Consider the following 16,887-nt stretch of genomic DNA (forward strand, 5'->3'; position numbering starts at 1 on the left):
ACAGTTAACTGGAAGTATATCCAGTAAGTTATGAAATGAAAAGCCAATTGGTTGTTTTTTAATTTATTTCTGCTTTTTGCTAGAAGAACAGTATCTCAACCCAGGTGTAGCCTGTGATGATCATCGCTACCATCACTGCTGCCGAACCAATATCTTTCGCTCGCCCAGCGAGTTCATGGTGTTCTGTACCTACTCTATCCACCACAGCTTCGATAGCACTATTAAGCAATTCCACCAACATCACCAGCAGCACTGTGACAATAAGAAGAATTCTTTCCACTTGGCTGACATCTAACCAAAATGCCAGTGGAATCAGGACTACACTAAGTAATATCTCTTCGCGAAACGCGGCTTCATTTTTAAACGCGGCTTTGAGGCCTTGGCAGGAGTAGCGGGTGGCATTCTTAAGGCGTTTGAATCCATGTACAGGTTTTGATGACACGTAAAAACTCTCACTATGAATAATTGGGATGAATAAATTGGCGCAAAATTGACGTTTTCGTAGTCAATTAAAGTTAAAAGGTTAGACCAGTTTCTGGTATCCTTGCTGCGCAAAAAATTACTCGCTGAATATATTGTTACTGAAAAAAATATTCTGATAAACAGTCTTCAATACATTTACGCTTATTTGAAAAACTTGAGGCTATGACCCTTTATGTCTTCAGGACAATCTCTATCACGTTCATTACTCAAATTACCGCTGTCGGTATTGGTAAAAGGAACGTCTATTCCTTCAAACCCCATTGAAGATCATAATATTGATACTAACAAGCCCATTGTCTATGCACTACCTTTTCGCTCCAGCGTTGACTTGCTGACACTGAAAAAGCACGCTGTCGAGCTTGGTCTACCAGACCCGCTAGAGCCAATGGAAATCAATGGTAAAACATTTAATCGTTATGTATTTACCTCTTCACGCCCAACACTCATGCAGCGTGATGAAGATGTACCAAGCGAATCCGTTACCCTATTTTCTGAATTGTTAGAACTGCACAAGTTTGATTCGGAGCTAGATGTCCAGGTTATCCCTGCAACGGTGCTTTGGGGAAGAAAGCCTGGTAAAGAAGGTAAAGAAAAGCCGTATTTGCAAGCCCTGAATGGCCCACAAAAAGCCAAAGCGGTATTCGCCGCTGGCCGTGACTGCTTGGTTCGCTTTAGCCCGGTTGTTTCTCTGCGCTACATGGCCGATTCTCACGGAACCGACGAATCCATCGCGCACAAGCTGGCTCGTGTCGCTCGCATCCACTTCTCTCGTCAGAAGCTAGCCGCTTCCGGCCCTAACCTACCGAATCGCCAAGCGCTATTTAACCGCTTAATTCAATCTGAAGTGATTGAGAAAGCGATCGAAGATGAAGCGAAAACAAAGAATATTTCGATAGAGAAAGCTCGCAAAGAAGCGCATGACATCATGGATGAAATCGCGGCAGACTTCTCTTACTCTCTAATCAAAAACGGTGAGCGAATTCTTGGCTGGCTTTGGAACCGCATTTATCAAGGCCTGAACATTTCAAATGCCGCCACCGTACGCAAGCTAGCCCAAGACGGTCACGAGATCGTATATGTGCCGTGTCACCGCAGCCACATGGACTACTTGTTGCTTTCTTATGTGTTGTATAAAGAAGGCATGGTGCCACCGCACATTGCTGCGGGTATCAACCTAAACTTCTTCCCGGCAGGGCCGATTTTCCGTCGCGGTGGCGCATTCTTTATTCGCCGCAGCTTCAAAGGCAATAAACTGTACTCAACCATTTTCCGTGAATATCTTGCCGAGCTCTTTGCTAAAGGGTATTCAGTCGAATACTTCAGTGAAGGTGGCCGCTCCCGCACTGGCCGCTTGCTACAAGCGAAAACCGGCATGCTGGCGATGACCATTCAAGCTATGCTGCGTGGCCTGAACCGCCCTGTGACATTAGTGCCTGTGTACATTGGTTACGAGCATGTGATGGAAGTAGGCACTTACGCAAAAGAGCTACGCGGTAAGCGCAAAGAAAAAGAAAACGCCGGTCTTGTTCTGCGCACCATTCGTAAACTGCGCAACTTTGGCCAAGGCTACGTGAACTTTGGTGAGCCAATTCCGCTCAACCAATACCTCAATGATAAAGCGCCGGAGTGGACTAAAGATATCGATCCATTAGGGACGACTAAACCACAATGGATGAACCCTGTGGTCAATGATCTGGCGAACAAGATGATGACTCACATCAACGACGCAGCAGCGGCCAACGCTCTGACCCTATGTGCAACGGCCTTGCTTGCTTCACGCCAACGAGCGCTTTCTCGCGACAGCTTAGTGAAACAAATTGACTGTTACCTATCACTACTGAAAAACGTTCCGTACTCTGACACCTTTACGGTGCCAAATGCGACGGCAGAAGAGTTAGTTTCACACGCTGAGTCATTAGATAAGTTTGTCATTGAAACCGATACCATGGGTACGATCGTGTCACTCGACCGTAATCAATCGATCTTAATGACTTACTACCGCAACAACATCATCCACTTGTTTGCCATTCCATCACTGATTGCCCAAATGTTGATCCGTCAGCAGCAGCTACCAGTATCGCAAGTGAAAGAAAACGTCGCGACGCTTTATCCGTTCTTAAAACAAGAACTGTTTATCGGTATTGAGCAAAGTCAGCTTGATGAACTCGTTATGTCTTATCTGACCGAGCTTGAGCAACTTAACTTGGCGACCATTGGGCAAGACGACAGTGGCCAACAAGTGGTGTCGATGAACCAAGCAAACACTCAAACGCTGATGTTGCTTGGCAGAACCATTTCAGAGACGCTGCAACGCTATGCCATCACTATGAACTTGCTGGTTGCTAACCCAGAGCTCGGTAAGTCTGACTTGGAACAGAAGAGCCAAGATATTGCCCAGCGACTTGGTCGCTTGCATGGTATCAATGCCCCAGAGTTCTTTGATAAGGGCGTGTTCTCTTCGATGTTCAGCACTTTGAAGCAACAAGCATACTTAGATCAAGACGGTAACTGTGACATCGAAAAAACTAAGCACCTAGCGCAGCAGCTCTATTCGATGCTGTACCCTGAAGTGCGGATGACGATTCAAGAAAGTGTTTGCCAGTCTGGTGAGTAAACACAAAAAAGGCACCGAAAGGTGCCTTTTTTATATCAGTATCGAATTACCAGAATGCAACCAGTAACCCTAAAGTGATGCTCATTCCTACATAATTGTTATTGAGGAACGCTTTAAAACAATCATCGCGCTCACGATGTTTAATCAAGATTTGCTGGTAGACAAACAGTGCGCCGACCACCAATAGGCTCCAGTAGTAACTGCTACCCAATTGATACCAGCAGCCAAGTAGAATAAGAAGAGCTAAGGTCGCTAGCTGTAATGCCCCAATGATCATTTTGTCTCGACGGCCAAACAAAATCGCAGTGGACTTAATACCAATTTCTAAATCATCGTCACGATCGACCATCGCATATTGCGTATCGTAGGCGATGGTCCATAGTGCGTTGATTAAAAATAAAAACCATACCATAGAAGGTAATTGCTCTGTTTGTGCTGCCCACGCCATAGGGATTGACCAACTGAATGCTAAGCCCAAAAACAACTGTGGTAAATGGGTATAGCGCTTCATAAATGGGTAGATAAAAGCCAGCGCAATACCCGCAAACGACAGCTTAATAGTCAGAGGGTTCATAGTGAGCACCAACAGGAATGACACGACTCCGAGAATCACAAACAAGCCAATGGCTTCTTTGCTCGAAACCAGCCCCGACGGCATTGGACGGTTCTGAGTGCGCTTTACATGACCATCGACTTTACGGTCAGCGAAATCATTGATTACGCAGCCTGCAGAACGCATCAATACAACGCCCGCCGTAAAGACCAACAGAACATCAATTCTAGGCATTCCTTCCGCCGCTACAATGAGCGCCCACAGAGTTGGCCAAAGTAACAACAATGAGCCAATAGGCCTATCCATTCGCATTAGCTGCCAATAGGCACGCGCTTTCGCCGCGGTCATTTACACTCTCTCCTTAGAGTAAATCGGTGAAGTCGGCAAAAATAGTTCTGCCACCAACATTGGTTTTTGGTTCATCCATAAGCGAGAACGACGAGCCAACAGGCGCCCTTCTGGTGTCTCGGCCCAGCCGACTTGCAGCGCATCACGCTTCACATCTTCCGTACTGAAAACGGTCAACCCTAACGGAATTTCACCTTGTCTCGCGAGGTCATAAGGCTGCCCGGCCAATGACGAATTTGGAATCAAAGTTCGGCCAAGTACCCACGGCTCACTATCACCACTTAATACGACTTTACGTAATAGGCAGTCTTCTGGCGACAATAGATCGACTTCTTGTTCATTCAACCTTTCGGTTTTAACTGTTCGGTTATGCACTAACTCAACAGATAACTCTTGGCAGTGCTGCTCTAATAAACGTGACAAAGATCCTTGTTCCAATAACCATTGCTTTGCAATCGCATTCGGAAAAGGAAAACTTGTAGGTTGCTGCCAATTTACTTTACGTAAAGCAGATAGATAGAGCGGAGTTGATTGATTCATACTAGTATTCAATAAGCGGCTTTATCATCGTACAATAAAGGTTCGTAGGTTAGTGATATACATCCCAACCGTCGAGTGCTTAACGCATTTCATTACAAATAGATGCTCTATTGTAACAAGTCTCAGACGATTCGAGTATCGCGATTAGAAGAAAGAAAAGTTAGAAATATGCTTAAACGTTACCTAGCCCAAATAATTCTCGCCTCAACCGTACTGATTTCGATGCCAAGCATGGCTGAGCAAGAAGCAGGCCCTCAACTCGCCTATTTTACACTAGAGCCTGATCTCACCACCAATTTCCACACCAGTGGCAAAAAGCTCGGCTATATTCAGGTTCGCATCGATATCATGGTAGCCAATGCGGCCGACTTACCGATCGTCGAGTTGCACCAACCATTGATTAGAGATGCCGTTATTGAGCTACTAGGTAAACAATCTGAAGATACAATAAAGTCACTGGCTGGCCGCGAGGATCTGCGCAAAACCTTAGTCGAGCAACTCAATGGTATCTTACTACCAGAAACAGGCCGTACTATTATCGCGGACTTACTGTTTACCAAGTATCTCTACCAGTAGACCTAAACCCGTTATTTAAAAAGCGGCTGTTAGCCGCTTTTTTATTTCACTCGATTCCATTTACTGGCATCTAAGTAACCCAGTGCCACACCAGAAAGTAAACCGACTAAATGCGCGGTATTCGCAATAGCCATAAACGGCTGAACGAATCCAAGTACCAGCCAAACTAACATAAAACCAATCACTGGTTTTGGCATTTGAAGACCAACTTGCGGTGCTTTGGTCCCTAGTAACCATAGATAACCGACTAAGGCATAAACAACACCAGACAATCCACCAAAGTTCGCCCCTTCAACCCAGTACTGACCAGCTCCCGATAACGCAGCAGAAACCACAAATATCTGTAACAGTTTACCTGCGCCTAAACGCTTTTCTATGTCCCCCCCTAACTGCCACCACCACAGTAGGTTAAAGGCAATATGCATAGCCGAGAAATGCAGAACAGCATGGGTGACCCAGCGCCATATTTGCCACTGTTGGCCAGCAAAAGCGGGAAAGTGAAATGCTTCTAATATGGTTCGACCAAAACCAAGCTGCATCAAACCAAAAACCACGCTGCAGACAACCATCAGGGTTAATGTGACTGGGCCCGCCTTGGCTTTTATCATCGACATAAAGCTAGGAGAGTGGTAGCTCAAGACATTTCTTCGACTCTCGGCCATATTCCACGATGCCGCTTGATACTTTCTATCGTTTGGGTTTTGTAAGAATTGCGTTAGCTCTGCTTCCACTTCGACTTGATGCTGACTGTCAGTTAGCCAAAGTCCGAATTGCCCTTCTCCTTCCGGCGTCATTTGCACATCAATTTGGCGTGAAGCCATGTAGTCGATGAACGCTTGAGCCATGCGAGGATTGGATAAAGAAAGCAGTCTGATCATAGAGAAACCCGGTCTAGTGTTAGCCTTGTACAACAGGGAGCTCTGAACGGTGCCATGCTTCAAAGCCCCCGTCCACACTATACACCTCTTCAAACCCTTGGTTCACTAAATATTGCGCCGCACCTTGGCTACTGATTCCGTGATAGCACATCACCAAAATGGGTTGCTCAAATTCAACTTCATCCATAAAGCTCACAATCGAATCATTGGTGAGGTGGAAGGCACCAGTCGCGTGAGCAACCGCAAAAGATTGCGGATCACGGATATCAACAAGTCTAGCGTCAGAAGAAGTCAGCAGTTGCTGCGCGGCAACTACATCGATGTGTTTAAACTGGTCCATTAGATTCTCATACACAAGTTAATTCAGTGACGTCATTGTAACCTATCCAGTGCTAACCCAATACACGAGGTTAGTAAGGTTATCCACCAGTGATCACTTTTACACCATTTGTGGATAAATCTGTGGATTGCGTTGATAAAGTGCTTTTAAGCCTTTGGATCCACAAGATATAGTAATGATCCTTATTCATTTGTGTGTAACAAAAAACATATCCCCAAATTCTGATGCCCGTTTTCGCCTTATTCACCCTGCTTTCTGACAACTGGCAAAGAAATTCCTCACAGAGTTACCCACAGGTAGCACAGATAAAATAGATCGCAACTATCGATCGGAAATAAAAAAACCGAGATCAAATGATCTCGGTTTCTAGTTATTCGATTTGTCGCCTAGCTGAAGTTAAAACTCACCAACGGCCAGTTTAAGCTTTTTCATCGCGTTCTTTTCAAGCTGACGAATTCGCTCAGCAGAGACATTATACGTTTCAGCTAGCTCTTGCAGCGTTGTTTTCGCATCGTCTAACCAACGAGAACGTACGATATGCTGGCTACGCTCATCTAGACTTGCCAAAGCAAGGTTCAGACGGTTATTAGTGTGCGCTTCCCAGTTATCTGCTTCAACGTTCTCAGCTAAGTCAGAAGACTTGTCTTCTAAATAAAGGACTGGCGCAGAATAAGAAGCACTTGAGTCATCATCTTCGGTTGGCATTTCAAATGTCGCATCTTGTGCAGCCAAACGGGATTCCATTTCGCGAACTTCAGATGGTTCAACGCCCAACTCTTTCGCAACCGTTTCAATTTCACCATTGTTAAACCAACCTAAGCGCTTTTTCGACTTACGCAGGTTAAAGAACAGTTTACGCTGTGCTTTAGTGGTCGCGATTTTCACAATACGCCAGTTACGCAGTACGTATTCATGAATTTCTGCTTTGATCCAATGTACCGCGAACGATACCAAGCGAACACCCACTTCAGGATTGAAGCGCTTAACCGCTTTCATCAAGCCGATATTACCTTCTTGAACGAGGTCAGCCATTGGCAGGCCGTAACCTGAATAACCACGCGCAACATGGACAACAAAACGCAAGTGAGACAAGATCAGCCCTTTCGCTGCATCGATTTCACCTTTGTAATGTAGTCTTTCAGCAAGTTCACGTTCCTCTTCAGCGGTCAGCATTGGGTAGCTGTGCGCCGAGCGGATGTAGCTGTCTAGGCTATCTTGTGAAACAACTGCCATTGAGTACGATTGCTTTGTCATTCAAATCCTCATCAATCTCTGATCTGGAGTACGTGTTTTAACCCATCAATACTGAACCTAAACTGAACAGGTTTCAAGCAGGGGGAATCAATTATGCACAAACCATTCATGGTTACAAGCAAAAAAGTATACGGTAGCGTGTACTTTTTTCAATATTATGACAATGGCAAGTTAAACTGGTTCAATTTCTTTTAAATGCCTTTTTGCAGAGACCCTCGCAGCACTGCAACCTAAGAAGGTTCCAAGCATAATCAGCAGTAAGGATTCATCCCAATTCAGGCCAAGTAAACGGAAGTGACTATCGTAAAGCAACGCAAGATCTGCCACTGTGCTGTTTAGCAGAATGGTAATCAATGCCGTCAATGTCCAAGCGGACAGCGCCCCAATCAAACCAAACCACATGCCTGAATAGAGGTAAGGTCTGAGAATAAAGCTATCGGTCGCTCCAATCAGCTTCATAGTTTGGATTTCGTCTTTATTTGCCAATACGTTAAAACGCAAAGTATTGCCAACGATAAGGAATACAGAGCCAAGCATTAACACCGATAGGGTAATCACAATCACAGACACCAAGGTGCGAATCGCATCGAGCCTTGTTAACCAATCTTCATCTAGACGAACATCGGTGATTTCCTCTTCATCAGACACCTTGCGAGCAATCCCTTTAATGACCTGCTTGTCTTCAGTATTCGGAGTAATGATTAACACCCCAGGCAAAGCATAGTCATCAAGCAAGCTGATCGCTTGTTCGAAGCCCGAGTATTGGCTTAGATCATCTAACCCTTGCTGAGAAGAAATGTACTCTACCTCTGCAACTTCTGCCCAACTTTCTATCTCATCTTTTAATACCATGACTCGCGCTTCAGGCGTTCGCTCTTGAATGTACGCACTCACTTGCGAAGGACTGGCAACATTATCGGCTACCGCAGCAATGTTTTTTCCAAGCAGATATAAACTTGCAGGCATGGCTAATGCCATTGAGATCACAGCAAGCGTGAGAATATTGCCTAACGGACGAAGCCACATTTGAGCAAATGACGCTTTAGCCTGATCGAGGTGAACTTTAAAAAAACCATTCGTTTTAAGCTGGTTTTGAGCGCGGCCTTTAGAGGCTTTCTTAAGCTTTTTATTACTGGCCATAACCTTCCACCTCACTCAAGAAACCTTGGTTAAGTTCAAGGTGACGATATTGTGGGCGCGTGTTAACCAACCCAAGATCGTGGGTTGCTAACAAGATAGTAACTCCAGCGCGATTAAACTCTTCAAACAGCTTCAACACACGATTAGACAGTTCTGGGTCTAAGTTACCCGTTGGTTCATCAGCAAGCAGTAAGGTTGGGCGATTTACCACCGCTCGAGCGATACCTACGCGCTGTTGCTCACCACCAGACAATTGACTAGGCAGACAACGTGCTTTGTCTAATAGACCCATTTTGTCTAACGCCGCTGAAACACGGCGTTTGATGTCGTTTTCAGAAATAGACTCAATACGCATAGGCAGTGCGACGTTATCGAATACACTACGATCCATCAGCAACCGGTGATCTTGAAATACAATACCAATGTTACGACGTAGGAATGGTATGTCTTTATTAGGGATACGTGTAATGTCGTGGCCATTAAAGCTAACTTTACCATCCGTTGGTCTTTCAATCGCACATATCAATTTCAGCAGGGTACTTTTACCCGCACCCGAATGACCGCCAAGAAACGCCATCTCTCCACGCTTAAGGTGAAAGTCGACTTTTTGTAATGCTTGTCGCCCACCGCGATAAGCCTTACTCACTTGCTGAAAATTAATCACCCATCAATCCTCTTGGTTCGCTTCAACAACGATACTGCCTATAAGCGATTATTCATCGCGGCTAAATAATGCATCAATAAACTCTTGCGTCTCGAATGGACGAAGATCATCAATGCCTTCACCTACACCGATAAAACGAATCGGGATTTGGAATTGATCGGCAATGGCAAAGATAACACCACCTTTTGCTGTGCCATCAAGTTTGGTTAGCGTAATACCAGTCAATGGTGCCACTTCACTGAATAACTTGGCTTGGCTGATTGCATTTTGACCAGTACCTGCATCCAGTGTTAGCATGATTTCGTGAGGCGCTGAATCGTCGATTTTCTTCATTACACGAACGATTTTGCGTAGCTCTTCCATTAGGTTAGCTTTGTTTTGTAGTCGGCCTGCTGTATCAGCAATCACCACATCAACACCACGTGCTTTCGCCGCTTCAATGGCATCGTAGATAACCGAGGCACTATCAGCACCCGTATGTTGAGCAATCACAGGGACTTCGTTGCGTTCACCCCAAACTTGCAACTGTTCAACTGCAGCAGCTCGGAATGTATCGCCAGCAGCCAGCATGACCTTCTTGCCTTGTGCTTGGAACTGTTTGGCCAGTTTACCAATAGTGGTCGTTTTGCCTACGCCGTTCACACCAACCATCAAGATGACGTAAGGCGTTTTAGTCGTATCGACTTCAAGTGGCTGTTCAACTGTACTTAGGATCTCTGCCATTTCTTCTTTAAGCAGTCCATACAAGGCTTCACCGTCTTTCAGGTCTTGGCGTGATGCTTTTTCAGTTAAGCTGTCGATAATCTTAACGGTCGTATTCATTCCGACATCAGCAATCAACAGTTGCTCTTCAAGTTCTTCAAACAGCTCATCGTCGATTTGTTTGCCTTTAAACAAACCAAAGAAACCAGCACCAATATTCGCTTTGGTACGGCTCAAACTACGCTTTAGGCGAGCAAAAAAACCTTCAGTCGGTTTTTCTTGCTCTTGAACACGCGCAGCAACAGGTTGTTCCTCGACTGCTTCTGCTTCTGCTTCTGCTTCTGCTTCTGCTTCTGCTTCTGCTTCTGCTTCTGCTTCTGCTTCTGCTTCTGCTTCTGCTTCTGCTTCTGCTTCTGCTTCTGCTAGTTCAGTGTTCGCCGCTTCTGCTGTCTCTTCAACAATTTCTTCTTGCTGTGGTTGCTCGTCTTCTGTTTGTTGTACTTGTTCTTCCGCAACCGGTTTAGCTTGTTCTTCATCTCCGAAACCAAGCCAAGACAGTAATCCGCGCTTCTTTTTTTCCGTCATCTGGGGATATCCTAGATTTACTTAACTAACTACGACACTTTTCCAATAGAATTATCCTATCTACGGAAAACAAAATGACAAAGCCTTGAAAACTTTTCAATTAGGCTTTTCTAATTGGTTTAATGTTACACTTTGTCATTATAAAACTCAGGGCTTCACCGATACGATATCATCAAGGTGACTGAGTATAGTAACACTTAATTAGCGGTCAAAAAATCTATGGTAAGACGTCGCCAGCAAAACACATCACAAAAAAAGCCATCCACGGGCTTTGTTCGCATTATTAGTGGCTTATGGAGAGGTCGAAAACTACCGGTGCATGACGCAGAAGGTTTACGACCAACCACCGACAGAGTCAAAGAAACGGTCTTCAACTGGCTAGCGCAGGATGTGCCACAAGCCAAGTGCCTGGATCTGTTCGCAGGCTCAGGTGGGCTTGGCTTTGAAGCAGCTTCGCGTCAGGCTGAGCATGTCACCCTCGTGGAGCTCAACCCAGCAGCCTTTAAGCAAATCCAGTCCAATATTGCTGCGCTTAAGGCCGACAATCTATCAGTCACCAATAGTGATGCACTGGCTTTTCTTAAACAACCAGGTACTCCACAACATGTGGTCTTCATTGATCCACCTTTCAGAAAAGGCTTACTCAATGAAACGATTGCTCTTTTGGAGCAAAATAACTGGTTGGCAGAAGGCGCTATGATTTATATTGAAACAGAGAAAGAATTAGCATTAGAAGGTATTCCCGAGCATTGGCACTTATACCGCGAGAAAAGTGCTGGGCAAGTCAGCTACCGACTATTCGAAAGAACTACAGCTTAGAGGACTTAATTATAATGAAGTATTTGATCCTACTAGCGAAAGCGGCGATTGCTTTCGTTTGGTTTATTTTGATTTTTAACTTCTTCCAACCCTTTCCAGGTAAAGCCGCGATTGCACTCTACATTATGACGGCATTCTTGCTGATGATGCACGGGCTGCAAATGGCGATTTTTATCGGCGCCTTTGGTGACAAAATCAATATGAGCAAATGGGAAAAGTGGTCGATTCTGATATTTGGTATCTTTGCTCTGCTAGATATTCGTCGTAAGCACATGATGGGATAACCAATAAAAACGCCGCTCTGAGAGCGGCGTTTTTATTTTTAAATGTATGTAGCTCAAACTTAACCTGCAGCAGCCATTCCCATGTAACCTTTCACACCGTTTAGGAACATCTGAGTCGAGATCATCACCAATAGCAAGCCCATCAGGCGCTCAACCGCTTTCAAACCACGCTCACCCAATATTCTGTGGAAGAAACCATAGAACATCAAAATAAAGAAGGTCGCCCCCCAGGCAATCATCACCGCTGCAGAGAGCTCCATCAGATTATCCGGGTGTTGGCTAGACAGTAACAGTAGCGCCGCAATGACTGACGGCCCAGCAATCATTGGAATCGCCATTGGTACAATAAACGGTTCTTCACCTGCCGCTAACCCAGTGATGCTTCCCGCACTAGGGAAGATCATCTTAATCGCAATAATAAACAGGATGATACCGCCCGAGATGCTCAGCGTCTCTGGTTCTACGTGTAAGAAGCTCATGATGCTTTGGCCAGCGAACAGGAATAGCATCAAAATAAGTAGCGCAAACATCAACTCACGGACTAATACTTTACGTCGACGCTTTGGATCTAAATGCTTCAGTATGGAAAGAACAATAGGTAAGTTGCCAAGAGGATCCATGATCAAAAATAGCATGGTAGCGGCAGATAAAATTTCCATAGCAAGTAGGTCCCGTCATTAAGAATCGGCGCAGTATAACACTTCAAATATTCGAAACCAGACGTAGACCCACTGCTAAAATGTAAGTTAGTGGTTACATACCCTTTCTGCATTGAGTGTCCACTTCTCACCCTGCTTAATGACTTTCTCACGCTGGATGAAAAATACCAACAATGCATCTAAATCAAAGCCTTGCTTACTGCAAGTATGAAATCTAGCCTCAGGTCCGAACTGTTGCGCCACAGCAGTGCGCAGTTCAGCTTCTGTCATTGAATTTTCTCGTAGTAAGTTTAGTACTTTATGCGCATGTATCTCGTTAGACATGGTCGCTCCTCCTCGCCCTTAATTGGCATCAGAGTACTCAATCGAAGTTAAAGATACATTGATTTCAGATAACATTCCTCAAGCACTCTACTAAGGAGGTAGTGTCCCGTAAGGAGTATCTCATCGGCTATAAAGCAACAGAAGCAGTGATGAGAGACAAGGCCAGTAAGTAAGTGCCGGATATCAAGTAACGCCCGGCCCAAATAGCTCGGCGATAATCATGGATCGCTAATAGACCTGCTGACACACTCAATGAAATCGCCCCGAGGAAACCAGCAAGGCTCGGAGCATCTTGGTGCAGTAGCCATAGTTCTCCAGCGGCCCATGCGAACTGAACCAAAACCAGCCCCATTACCGCAACTGGGAATATTAACCGGTCAATTTGTGGGAGCAGTAAGAAAAACATCACAACACTACTGGCCAGTAGCATTGCTGGGAGCCACCAAACCATCTCGGTGGAAAGCTGTAGCCAAAATGATTTGCTAAAGCAGATTTGCGCAGTAATAAAACTGGCGAAACATAGGCGCTTATAGCGCTTCAGCTGGTAAAGGATATCAGCAAAGATGGACACCACTAGCCCTACTCCCACCCAGGCACTAGCTGGGGTAAGCGCTTGATTCTGGCTGTACAAAATAGCCAATAGCAACAGTAGGCTCAATGTTTTAAACATCATTGCCTGACCATTCTTATTGTCTTGAATTGCGTTCACGCTAATAAAGCCAGATAGCGCGACAGACAGCCAACTCCACATGTATACACCTCTTGTTTCTTTCGCCGCCAGTGTAGGCAGCTAAAAGTCGATGTCCAGCAGCGAACCGTAAAACTTGGATCTTGATTACGAATCACTCTATTCACACACAGCAATGTTTAAAACGAATTGTCAGCAGAGATTCAATAATCCGTAAATTACAGCCTGTTGCGTTCTCTGTGATCGTCTAGATTTAAAAACCAAACCTCTCTAGATAAAGAAAAAGCCCCTCAGAGCAACAAAACACTCAGCAGTCAAAGGGAAAAAGCAAATAAATACAAAGATTTAAAAAACAACAACACCATTAATGGCAGCTAGTATCGATAGAAGCAAGATAAGCGGCAGTGTGGAATAGCAGCTTTCCAAATTAAAGCCCACTGTATCAATATGTGATAAAGGCTCTCATCCGAGCTGTTTACTTTCCTCATAAAACTAGATTTTACCCACAACTGACATTGCAGATCACCCTAAGCCTAAAAAGTAAAAGAAATAAAAATAAATGACAAATCTAACAATCAAAATGAACATTAAATTCAATCACTTAAAACCAAGCAAGATTAAACAAAAACCACTTTGAACATTTTAAAAACAGCACAAAACAATAAGAAAACTTACCCATTTACTAGGAACAAGCAGACAGTAAAGTTACTTTTTTGAAGTTTTCACCAAGACAGGCTTGATCAAACCCATAAAGTAGTGCTAATCTTTATTACATAGTGTTGAACATCAAAATTAAGGAGCAGTGTTATGATTTCTTCTTCACAAAAACAAGGACTTGTAATGATCGCAGTAGTCGTTGGCCTAATGACACTGCCGATGATGTACTAAGTATCTAATACAAAAACAAAAAAGGACGCATTTGCGTCCTTTTTTGTTTTTGCTGATTGGTTCGTAATTAAATTGATACATTCCAGCAATAGGTTACAGTCGTCGTTAAGTACCCACATTCAGAAATAACAAAGCACCCGATGGTAAGAATCGAGTGCTTTAACTTGGAGAGAGTTTTTAATAAAAAGGTAGGTAACCTCTGCTACTAAAAGAAAATGTATCGGAGAAGTTACTCGTTGTCTGGCTTACTGCCATCCCTTATCGGGATCCATTTTAAACAAGAACTCTAAGAATATTCTCGTCGTCTCATGCTCTGTTGCTTTGCGTGCATGATCGCGTTGTAGTTCCGCCAACACCACGTTCCACGTAATCGGTTTTACCCCTGCCTGCATCATGCGTTTCATACCATTGTCATGAGACATCTGCGTGATACTGCCGACGGTATCTTCAGGCACTAGTACTTCATAACCATTTTGTGTCGCTTCTATTGCAGGATAAGCCAGACAAACATCTGTCCACAATCCACCCATAATCAGCTTTTTACGCCCTGTCGCTTCTACCGCCGCCACAAACTCCGCTTCTTCCCAAGCATTAACATTGGTTCTATCGATAATGACCGCATCTGGTGCCAGCTCTACTAATTCTTTCAAGAATGGTTCAGAGCCATTCAGCCCTACCCCGACATGGGAAAAAATAATCGGTAGATCAAAATGAACTGCAGACTTAATCAACCCCTTGGTATTGTTGAGCAACGTTTCATGACCGATATTTTTCACCCCCATCAATATATGTGGTTGGTAATCGATTAAGATTAGAGCTGAGTTACTTGGAGAGATAAACGGATCTTCAGCCGCATCACGTATCGGGGTACCTTGATAACCTTTAGGGTATTGCGCTACACCATTCACTGTTTTTATCGTGGTAACTCCACTCGAAGAGCTGCCCAAAGCCGCGCTAGAAAAACCCATCAGCAATAACGTTGATGAGGCGATAGCGATTAATCTTTTTTTAATATCCATATACATACTTCTTCTGTTGTTAAGTGTTGTGTCGATAAGGTAACTGAGCACTTTATTGGAAAGCGCTTAATCCTTTGTATTCAATAAACTCAATAACGTTGTTATCTGGGTCACGAATGAAAAACGAGGTACCAGTAGGGTGATTCATAGGCTCACCGCTGAGTGGAATTTGCAGTGCCTTCAAGTGCTCTAACACTGCTTCTTTGTTGGAGATTTCCAGTGCAACATGTGTAAAGCCGGTATGCTTGATTGGCGTATCCATCAGCATATTGGTATGGTCTTTCTGATCTGAATTGAGAATAAAATTGATGTTGATACCAGAGGGATGTTCAACAATGGCCACTGGCTCAGGGCCACTTGGGCCTGTGATGTATTCAAAGCCCAGTTGGGAATAAAAGTCGCGCGCTGTTTCAAAGCTGCTCACTCTTAAGCCTATGTGATTGATTCTGCTTATTTCCTTCATGCCACTCTCCGTATTGTGAGCTAATCTAATCTCCGTAAATAAATGATAGATTTAATCCATACGTTGATTAATAACCTAGAATGAAAATGATTATTTCCAAATGAAAGCCAATCAACCATACTGGGGGATAGGTGAAAATTGCGGAGAGCAATAAATGGAATTTAATGGAAAACTGCTCGATGGCATGGTGATCTTTTCGCAAGTGATCAAGAGCGGAAGCTTTACTAAAGCAGCAGAAATAAGCGGACATTCAACCTCTTATATCAGCAAAGAGGTAAATAAATTAGAAGCGCGTTTGGGAGTGCGTTTACTCAACCGCACCACTCGTAGTATCAAATTAACGCCTGAAGGAGAGCTGTATTATCAGCAATGTCAGCAAATTATTGATCACGCCACGGCTGCTCAAACCTTGCTATCAGGCCATCAAGCAGAACCTCAAGGCACGTTACGTATAAGCTGCCCTGTTAGTTTTGGTCTAGCCAAAATACGTCCAATTCTGGCTAAATTCATTGAGCAATATCCGAAGATTAACGTCGAGTTGGATTTGAATGACCGTAAAGTAGATATCATTACCGAAGGTTGGGATTTGCTGATCAGAGCATCAGTAGAAATGGAAGATTCCAGCTTAATCAGCCGCAGGCTCACTTCAGCACGCAGTGTGACCATTGCAGCCCCTTGCTATTTAGCTAAATATGGCACACCAGAACATCCAACAGATTTAAGCCGCCATAACACAATCAGTTACAGCAACCTGAAACAACCTAATGTTTGGCGCTACCTCTTAAACGATAGCAGTACTGTAGAGGTTAATGTAACAAGCCGCCTAATTTCCAACAGCCCAGAAATGGAGCTGGCTTTATGTATAGCAGGGCAAGGCATTACACGGCTACCTTCATTTAATCTGACCGACGAGCTTCAAACAGGGAAATTGGTGCAACTTTTTCCGGAGTTACCTGAAGTTGATATTGGTGTGTATGTGGTTTATCCCAGCCGCAAGCATATGGCATCTAAGGTTAGACATTTTATCGATTTTATCTTTGCTGAGTTAGGAGATTAACAGAGCAAA

The 16,887-nt window shown here is 44.2% G+C and carries 19 protein-coding genes; 5 read left to right on the forward strand and 14 right to left on the reverse strand.

Annotation, left to right across the window (positions count from 1 at the left end; translation table 11 throughout):
* Positions 1-79: 79 nt before the first annotated feature.
* Positions 80-442, reverse strand: coding sequence for a diacylglycerol kinase (locus ACXABW_RS14210; protein ID WP_265688604.1), 363 nt, complete (start codon positions 440-442; stop codon positions 80-82).
* 213 nt (positions 443-655) lie between these two features.
* Here ACXABW_RS14210 and plsB point away from each other — a divergent pair, with 213 nt between their 5' ends.
* Positions 656-3,097 carry a glycerol-3-phosphate 1-O-acyltransferase PlsB gene (plsB, locus tag ACXABW_RS14215; protein WP_252028661.1) on the forward strand — a complete coding sequence of 814 codons (2,442 nt, stop codon included), beginning with the start codon at positions 656-658 and terminating at the stop codon, positions 3,095-3,097.
* Between the two features lie 46 nt (positions 3,098-3,143).
* Here plsB and ubiA read toward each other — a convergent pair whose 3' ends face one another.
* Together ubiA and ACXABW_RS14225 are read right to left on the reverse strand one after the other, a co-directional pair.
* The gene (ubiA, locus tag ACXABW_RS14220) at positions 3,144-3,998 is read right to left on the reverse strand and encodes a 4-hydroxybenzoate octaprenyltransferase (protein ID WP_252028663.1); all 855 of its coding nucleotides are present in this window, start codon (positions 3,996-3,998) and stop codon (positions 3,144-3,146) included.
* Complete coding sequence (locus ACXABW_RS14225) at positions 3,999-4,538, reverse strand: chorismate lyase (protein ID WP_457523213.1); 540 nt, start codon at positions 4,536-4,538, stop codon at positions 3,999-4,001.
* 168 nt (positions 4,539-4,706) lie between these two features.
* Here ACXABW_RS14225 and ACXABW_RS14230 point away from each other — a divergent pair, with 168 nt between their 5' ends.
* Positions 4,707-5,114: a flagellar basal body-associated protein FliL gene (locus ACXABW_RS14230; protein ID WP_457523215.1), complete on the forward strand. Its 408-nt coding sequence runs from the start codon at positions 4,707-4,709 to the stop codon at positions 5,112-5,114.
* Positions 5,115-5,155: 41 nt separating this feature from the next.
* Here ACXABW_RS14230 and glpG read toward each other — a convergent pair whose 3' ends face one another.
* The 6 genes from glpG to ftsY form a co-directional block, all read right to left on the reverse strand.
* The gene (gene glpG / locus ACXABW_RS14235) at positions 5,156-5,992 is read right to left on the reverse strand and encodes a rhomboid family intramembrane serine protease GlpG (protein ID WP_252028668.1); all 837 of its coding nucleotides are present in this window, start codon (positions 5,990-5,992) and stop codon (positions 5,156-5,158) included.
* Between the two features lie 19 nt (positions 5,993-6,011).
* Positions 6,012-6,332, reverse strand: coding sequence for a thiosulfate sulfurtransferase GlpE (gene glpE / locus ACXABW_RS14240; RefSeq protein ID WP_252028670.1), 321 nt, complete (start codon positions 6,330-6,332; stop codon positions 6,012-6,014).
* A gap of 396 nt (positions 6,333-6,728) precedes the next feature.
* A complete protein-coding gene (gene rpoH, locus ACXABW_RS14245) occupies positions 6,729-7,586 on the reverse strand; it encodes an RNA polymerase sigma factor RpoH (protein WP_252028672.1) in 858 nt (285 codons plus the stop codon).
* Between the two features lie 171 nt (positions 7,587-7,757).
* On the reverse strand, positions 7,758-8,726 hold the full coding sequence (gene ftsX / locus ACXABW_RS14250; RefSeq protein WP_252028674.1) for a permease-like cell division protein FtsX: 969 nt from the start codon (positions 8,724-8,726) through the stop codon (positions 7,758-7,760).
* Positions 8,716-9,390, reverse strand: a complete 675-nt coding sequence (gene ftsE, locus ACXABW_RS14255) for a cell division ATP-binding protein FtsE (protein WP_457523217.1) — start codon at positions 9,388-9,390, stop codon at positions 8,716-8,718. Before ftsE ends, ftsX begins: the two co-directional genes overlap by 11 nt.
* Positions 9,391-9,438: 48 nt before the next feature.
* A complete protein-coding gene (gene ftsY / locus ACXABW_RS14260) occupies positions 9,439-10,677 on the reverse strand; it encodes a signal recognition particle-docking protein FtsY (protein WP_457523219.1) in 1,239 nt (412 codons plus the stop codon).
* 219 nt (positions 10,678-10,896) lie between these two features.
* Between ftsY and rsmD the strand changes: the two genes are divergently transcribed.
* Together rsmD and ACXABW_RS14270 are read left to right on the forward strand one after the other, a co-directional pair.
* Positions 10,897-11,496 (forward strand): 16S rRNA (guanine(966)-N(2))-methyltransferase RsmD, encoded by a 600-nt coding sequence (rsmD, locus tag ACXABW_RS14265; RefSeq protein WP_457523221.1) that lies wholly within the window; start codon positions 10,897-10,899, stop codon positions 11,494-11,496.
* Between the two features lie 14 nt (positions 11,497-11,510).
* Positions 11,511-11,780 carry a DUF1145 domain-containing protein gene (locus ACXABW_RS14270; protein ID WP_252028680.1) on the forward strand — a complete coding sequence of 90 codons (270 nt, stop codon included), beginning with the start codon at positions 11,511-11,513 and terminating at the stop codon, positions 11,778-11,780.
* Between the two features lie 59 nt (positions 11,781-11,839).
* Here the strand turns inward: ACXABW_RS14270 and ACXABW_RS14275 are convergent, their stop codons facing one another.
* The 5 genes from ACXABW_RS14275 to ACXABW_RS14295 form a co-directional block, all read right to left on the reverse strand.
* Positions 11,840-12,439: a YhgN family NAAT transporter gene (locus tag ACXABW_RS14275; RefSeq protein ID WP_252028681.1), complete on the reverse strand. Its 600-nt coding sequence runs from the start codon at positions 12,437-12,439 to the stop codon at positions 11,840-11,842.
* Between the two features lie 87 nt (positions 12,440-12,526).
* Complete coding sequence (locus ACXABW_RS14280; RefSeq protein ID WP_457523223.1) at positions 12,527-12,763, reverse strand: YecH family metal-binding protein; 237 nt, start codon at positions 12,761-12,763, stop codon at positions 12,527-12,529.
* 127 nt (positions 12,764-12,890) lie between these two features.
* The gene (locus tag ACXABW_RS14285) at positions 12,891-13,514 is read right to left on the reverse strand and encodes a lysoplasmalogenase (RefSeq protein ID WP_457523225.1); all 624 of its coding nucleotides are present in this window, start codon (positions 13,512-13,514) and stop codon (positions 12,891-12,893) included.
* Between the two features lie 1,070 nt (positions 13,515-14,584).
* Positions 14,585-15,358 (reverse strand): isochorismatase family protein, encoded by a 774-nt coding sequence (locus ACXABW_RS14290; RefSeq protein ID WP_457523227.1) that lies wholly within the window; start codon positions 15,356-15,358, stop codon positions 14,585-14,587.
* A 52-nt stretch (positions 15,359-15,410) separates the two neighbouring features.
* Positions 15,411-15,821 carry a VOC family protein gene (locus ACXABW_RS14295; RefSeq protein WP_252028686.1) on the reverse strand — a complete coding sequence of 137 codons (411 nt, stop codon included), beginning with the start codon at positions 15,819-15,821 and terminating at the stop codon, positions 15,411-15,413.
* 154 nt (positions 15,822-15,975) lie between these two features.
* Here ACXABW_RS14295 and ACXABW_RS14300 point away from each other — a divergent pair, with 154 nt between their 5' ends.
* On the forward strand, positions 15,976-16,878 hold the full coding sequence (locus tag ACXABW_RS14300) for a LysR family transcriptional regulator (protein ID WP_252028688.1): 903 nt from the start codon (positions 15,976-15,978) through the stop codon (positions 16,876-16,878).
* Positions 16,879-16,887: the final 9 nt, after the last annotated feature.

This window comes from Vibrio paucivorans, from assembly GCF_054053395.1.

Excerpts from the sequence above, each read along its gene's own strand:
- rpoH (WP_252028672.1), bottom strand. The coding sequence starts at position 7,586 with ATGACAAAGCAATCGTACTCAATGGCAGTTGTTTCACAAGATAGCCTA.
- ACXABW_RS14225 (WP_457523213.1), bottom strand. The coding sequence starts at position 4,538 with ATGAATCAATCAACTCCGCTCTATCTATCTGCTTTACGTAAAGTAAAT.
- ACXABW_RS14285 (WP_457523225.1), bottom strand. The coding sequence starts at position 13,514 with ATGTGGAGTTGGCTGTCTGTCGCGCTATCTGGCTTTATTAGCGTGAAC.
- ftsY (WP_457523219.1), bottom strand. The coding sequence starts at position 10,677 with ATGACGGAAAAAAAGAAGCGCGGATTACTGTCTTGGCTTGGTTTCGGA.
- glpE (WP_252028670.1), bottom strand. The coding sequence starts at position 6,332 with ATGGACCAGTTTAAACACATCGATGTAGTTGCCGCGCAGCAACTGCTG.
- ACXABW_RS14300 (WP_252028688.1), top strand. The coding sequence starts at position 15,976 with ATGGAATTTAATGGAAAACTGCTCGATGGCATGGTGATCTTTTCGCAA.
- ACXABW_RS14270 (WP_252028680.1), top strand. The coding sequence starts at position 11,511 with ATGAAGTATTTGATCCTACTAGCGAAAGCGGCGATTGCTTTCGTTTGG.
- ACXABW_RS14290 (WP_457523227.1), bottom strand. The coding sequence starts at position 15,358 with ATGGATATTAAAAAAAGATTAATCGCTATCGCCTCATCAACGTTATTG.
- ACXABW_RS14295 (WP_252028686.1), bottom strand. The coding sequence starts at position 15,821 with ATGAAGGAAATAAGCAGAATCAATCACATAGGCTTAAGAGTGAGCAGC.
- ubiA (WP_252028663.1), bottom strand. The coding sequence starts at position 3,998 with ATGACCGCGGCGAAAGCGCGTGCCTATTGGCAGCTAATGCGAATGGAT.
- ACXABW_RS14230 (WP_457523215.1), top strand. The coding sequence starts at position 4,707 with ATGCTTAAACGTTACCTAGCCCAAATAATTCTCGCCTCAACCGTACTG.
- plsB (WP_252028661.1), top strand. The coding sequence starts at position 656 with ATGTCTTCAGGACAATCTCTATCACGTTCATTACTCAAATTACCGCTG.
- ftsX (WP_252028674.1), bottom strand. The coding sequence starts at position 8,726 with ATGGCCAGTAATAAAAAGCTTAAGAAAGCCTCTAAAGGCCGCGCTCAA.
- rsmD (WP_457523221.1), top strand. The coding sequence starts at position 10,897 with ATGGTAAGACGTCGCCAGCAAAACACATCACAAAAAAAGCCATCCACG.
- ACXABW_RS14275 (WP_252028681.1), bottom strand. The coding sequence starts at position 12,439 with ATGGAAATTTTATCTGCCGCTACCATGCTATTTTTGATCATGGATCCT.
- ACXABW_RS14280 (WP_457523223.1), bottom strand. The coding sequence starts at position 12,763 with ATGTCTAACGAGATACATGCGCATAAAGTACTAAACTTACTACGAGAA.
- glpG (WP_252028668.1), bottom strand. The coding sequence starts at position 5,992 with ATGATCAGACTGCTTTCTTTATCCAATCCTCGCATGGCTCAAGCGTTC.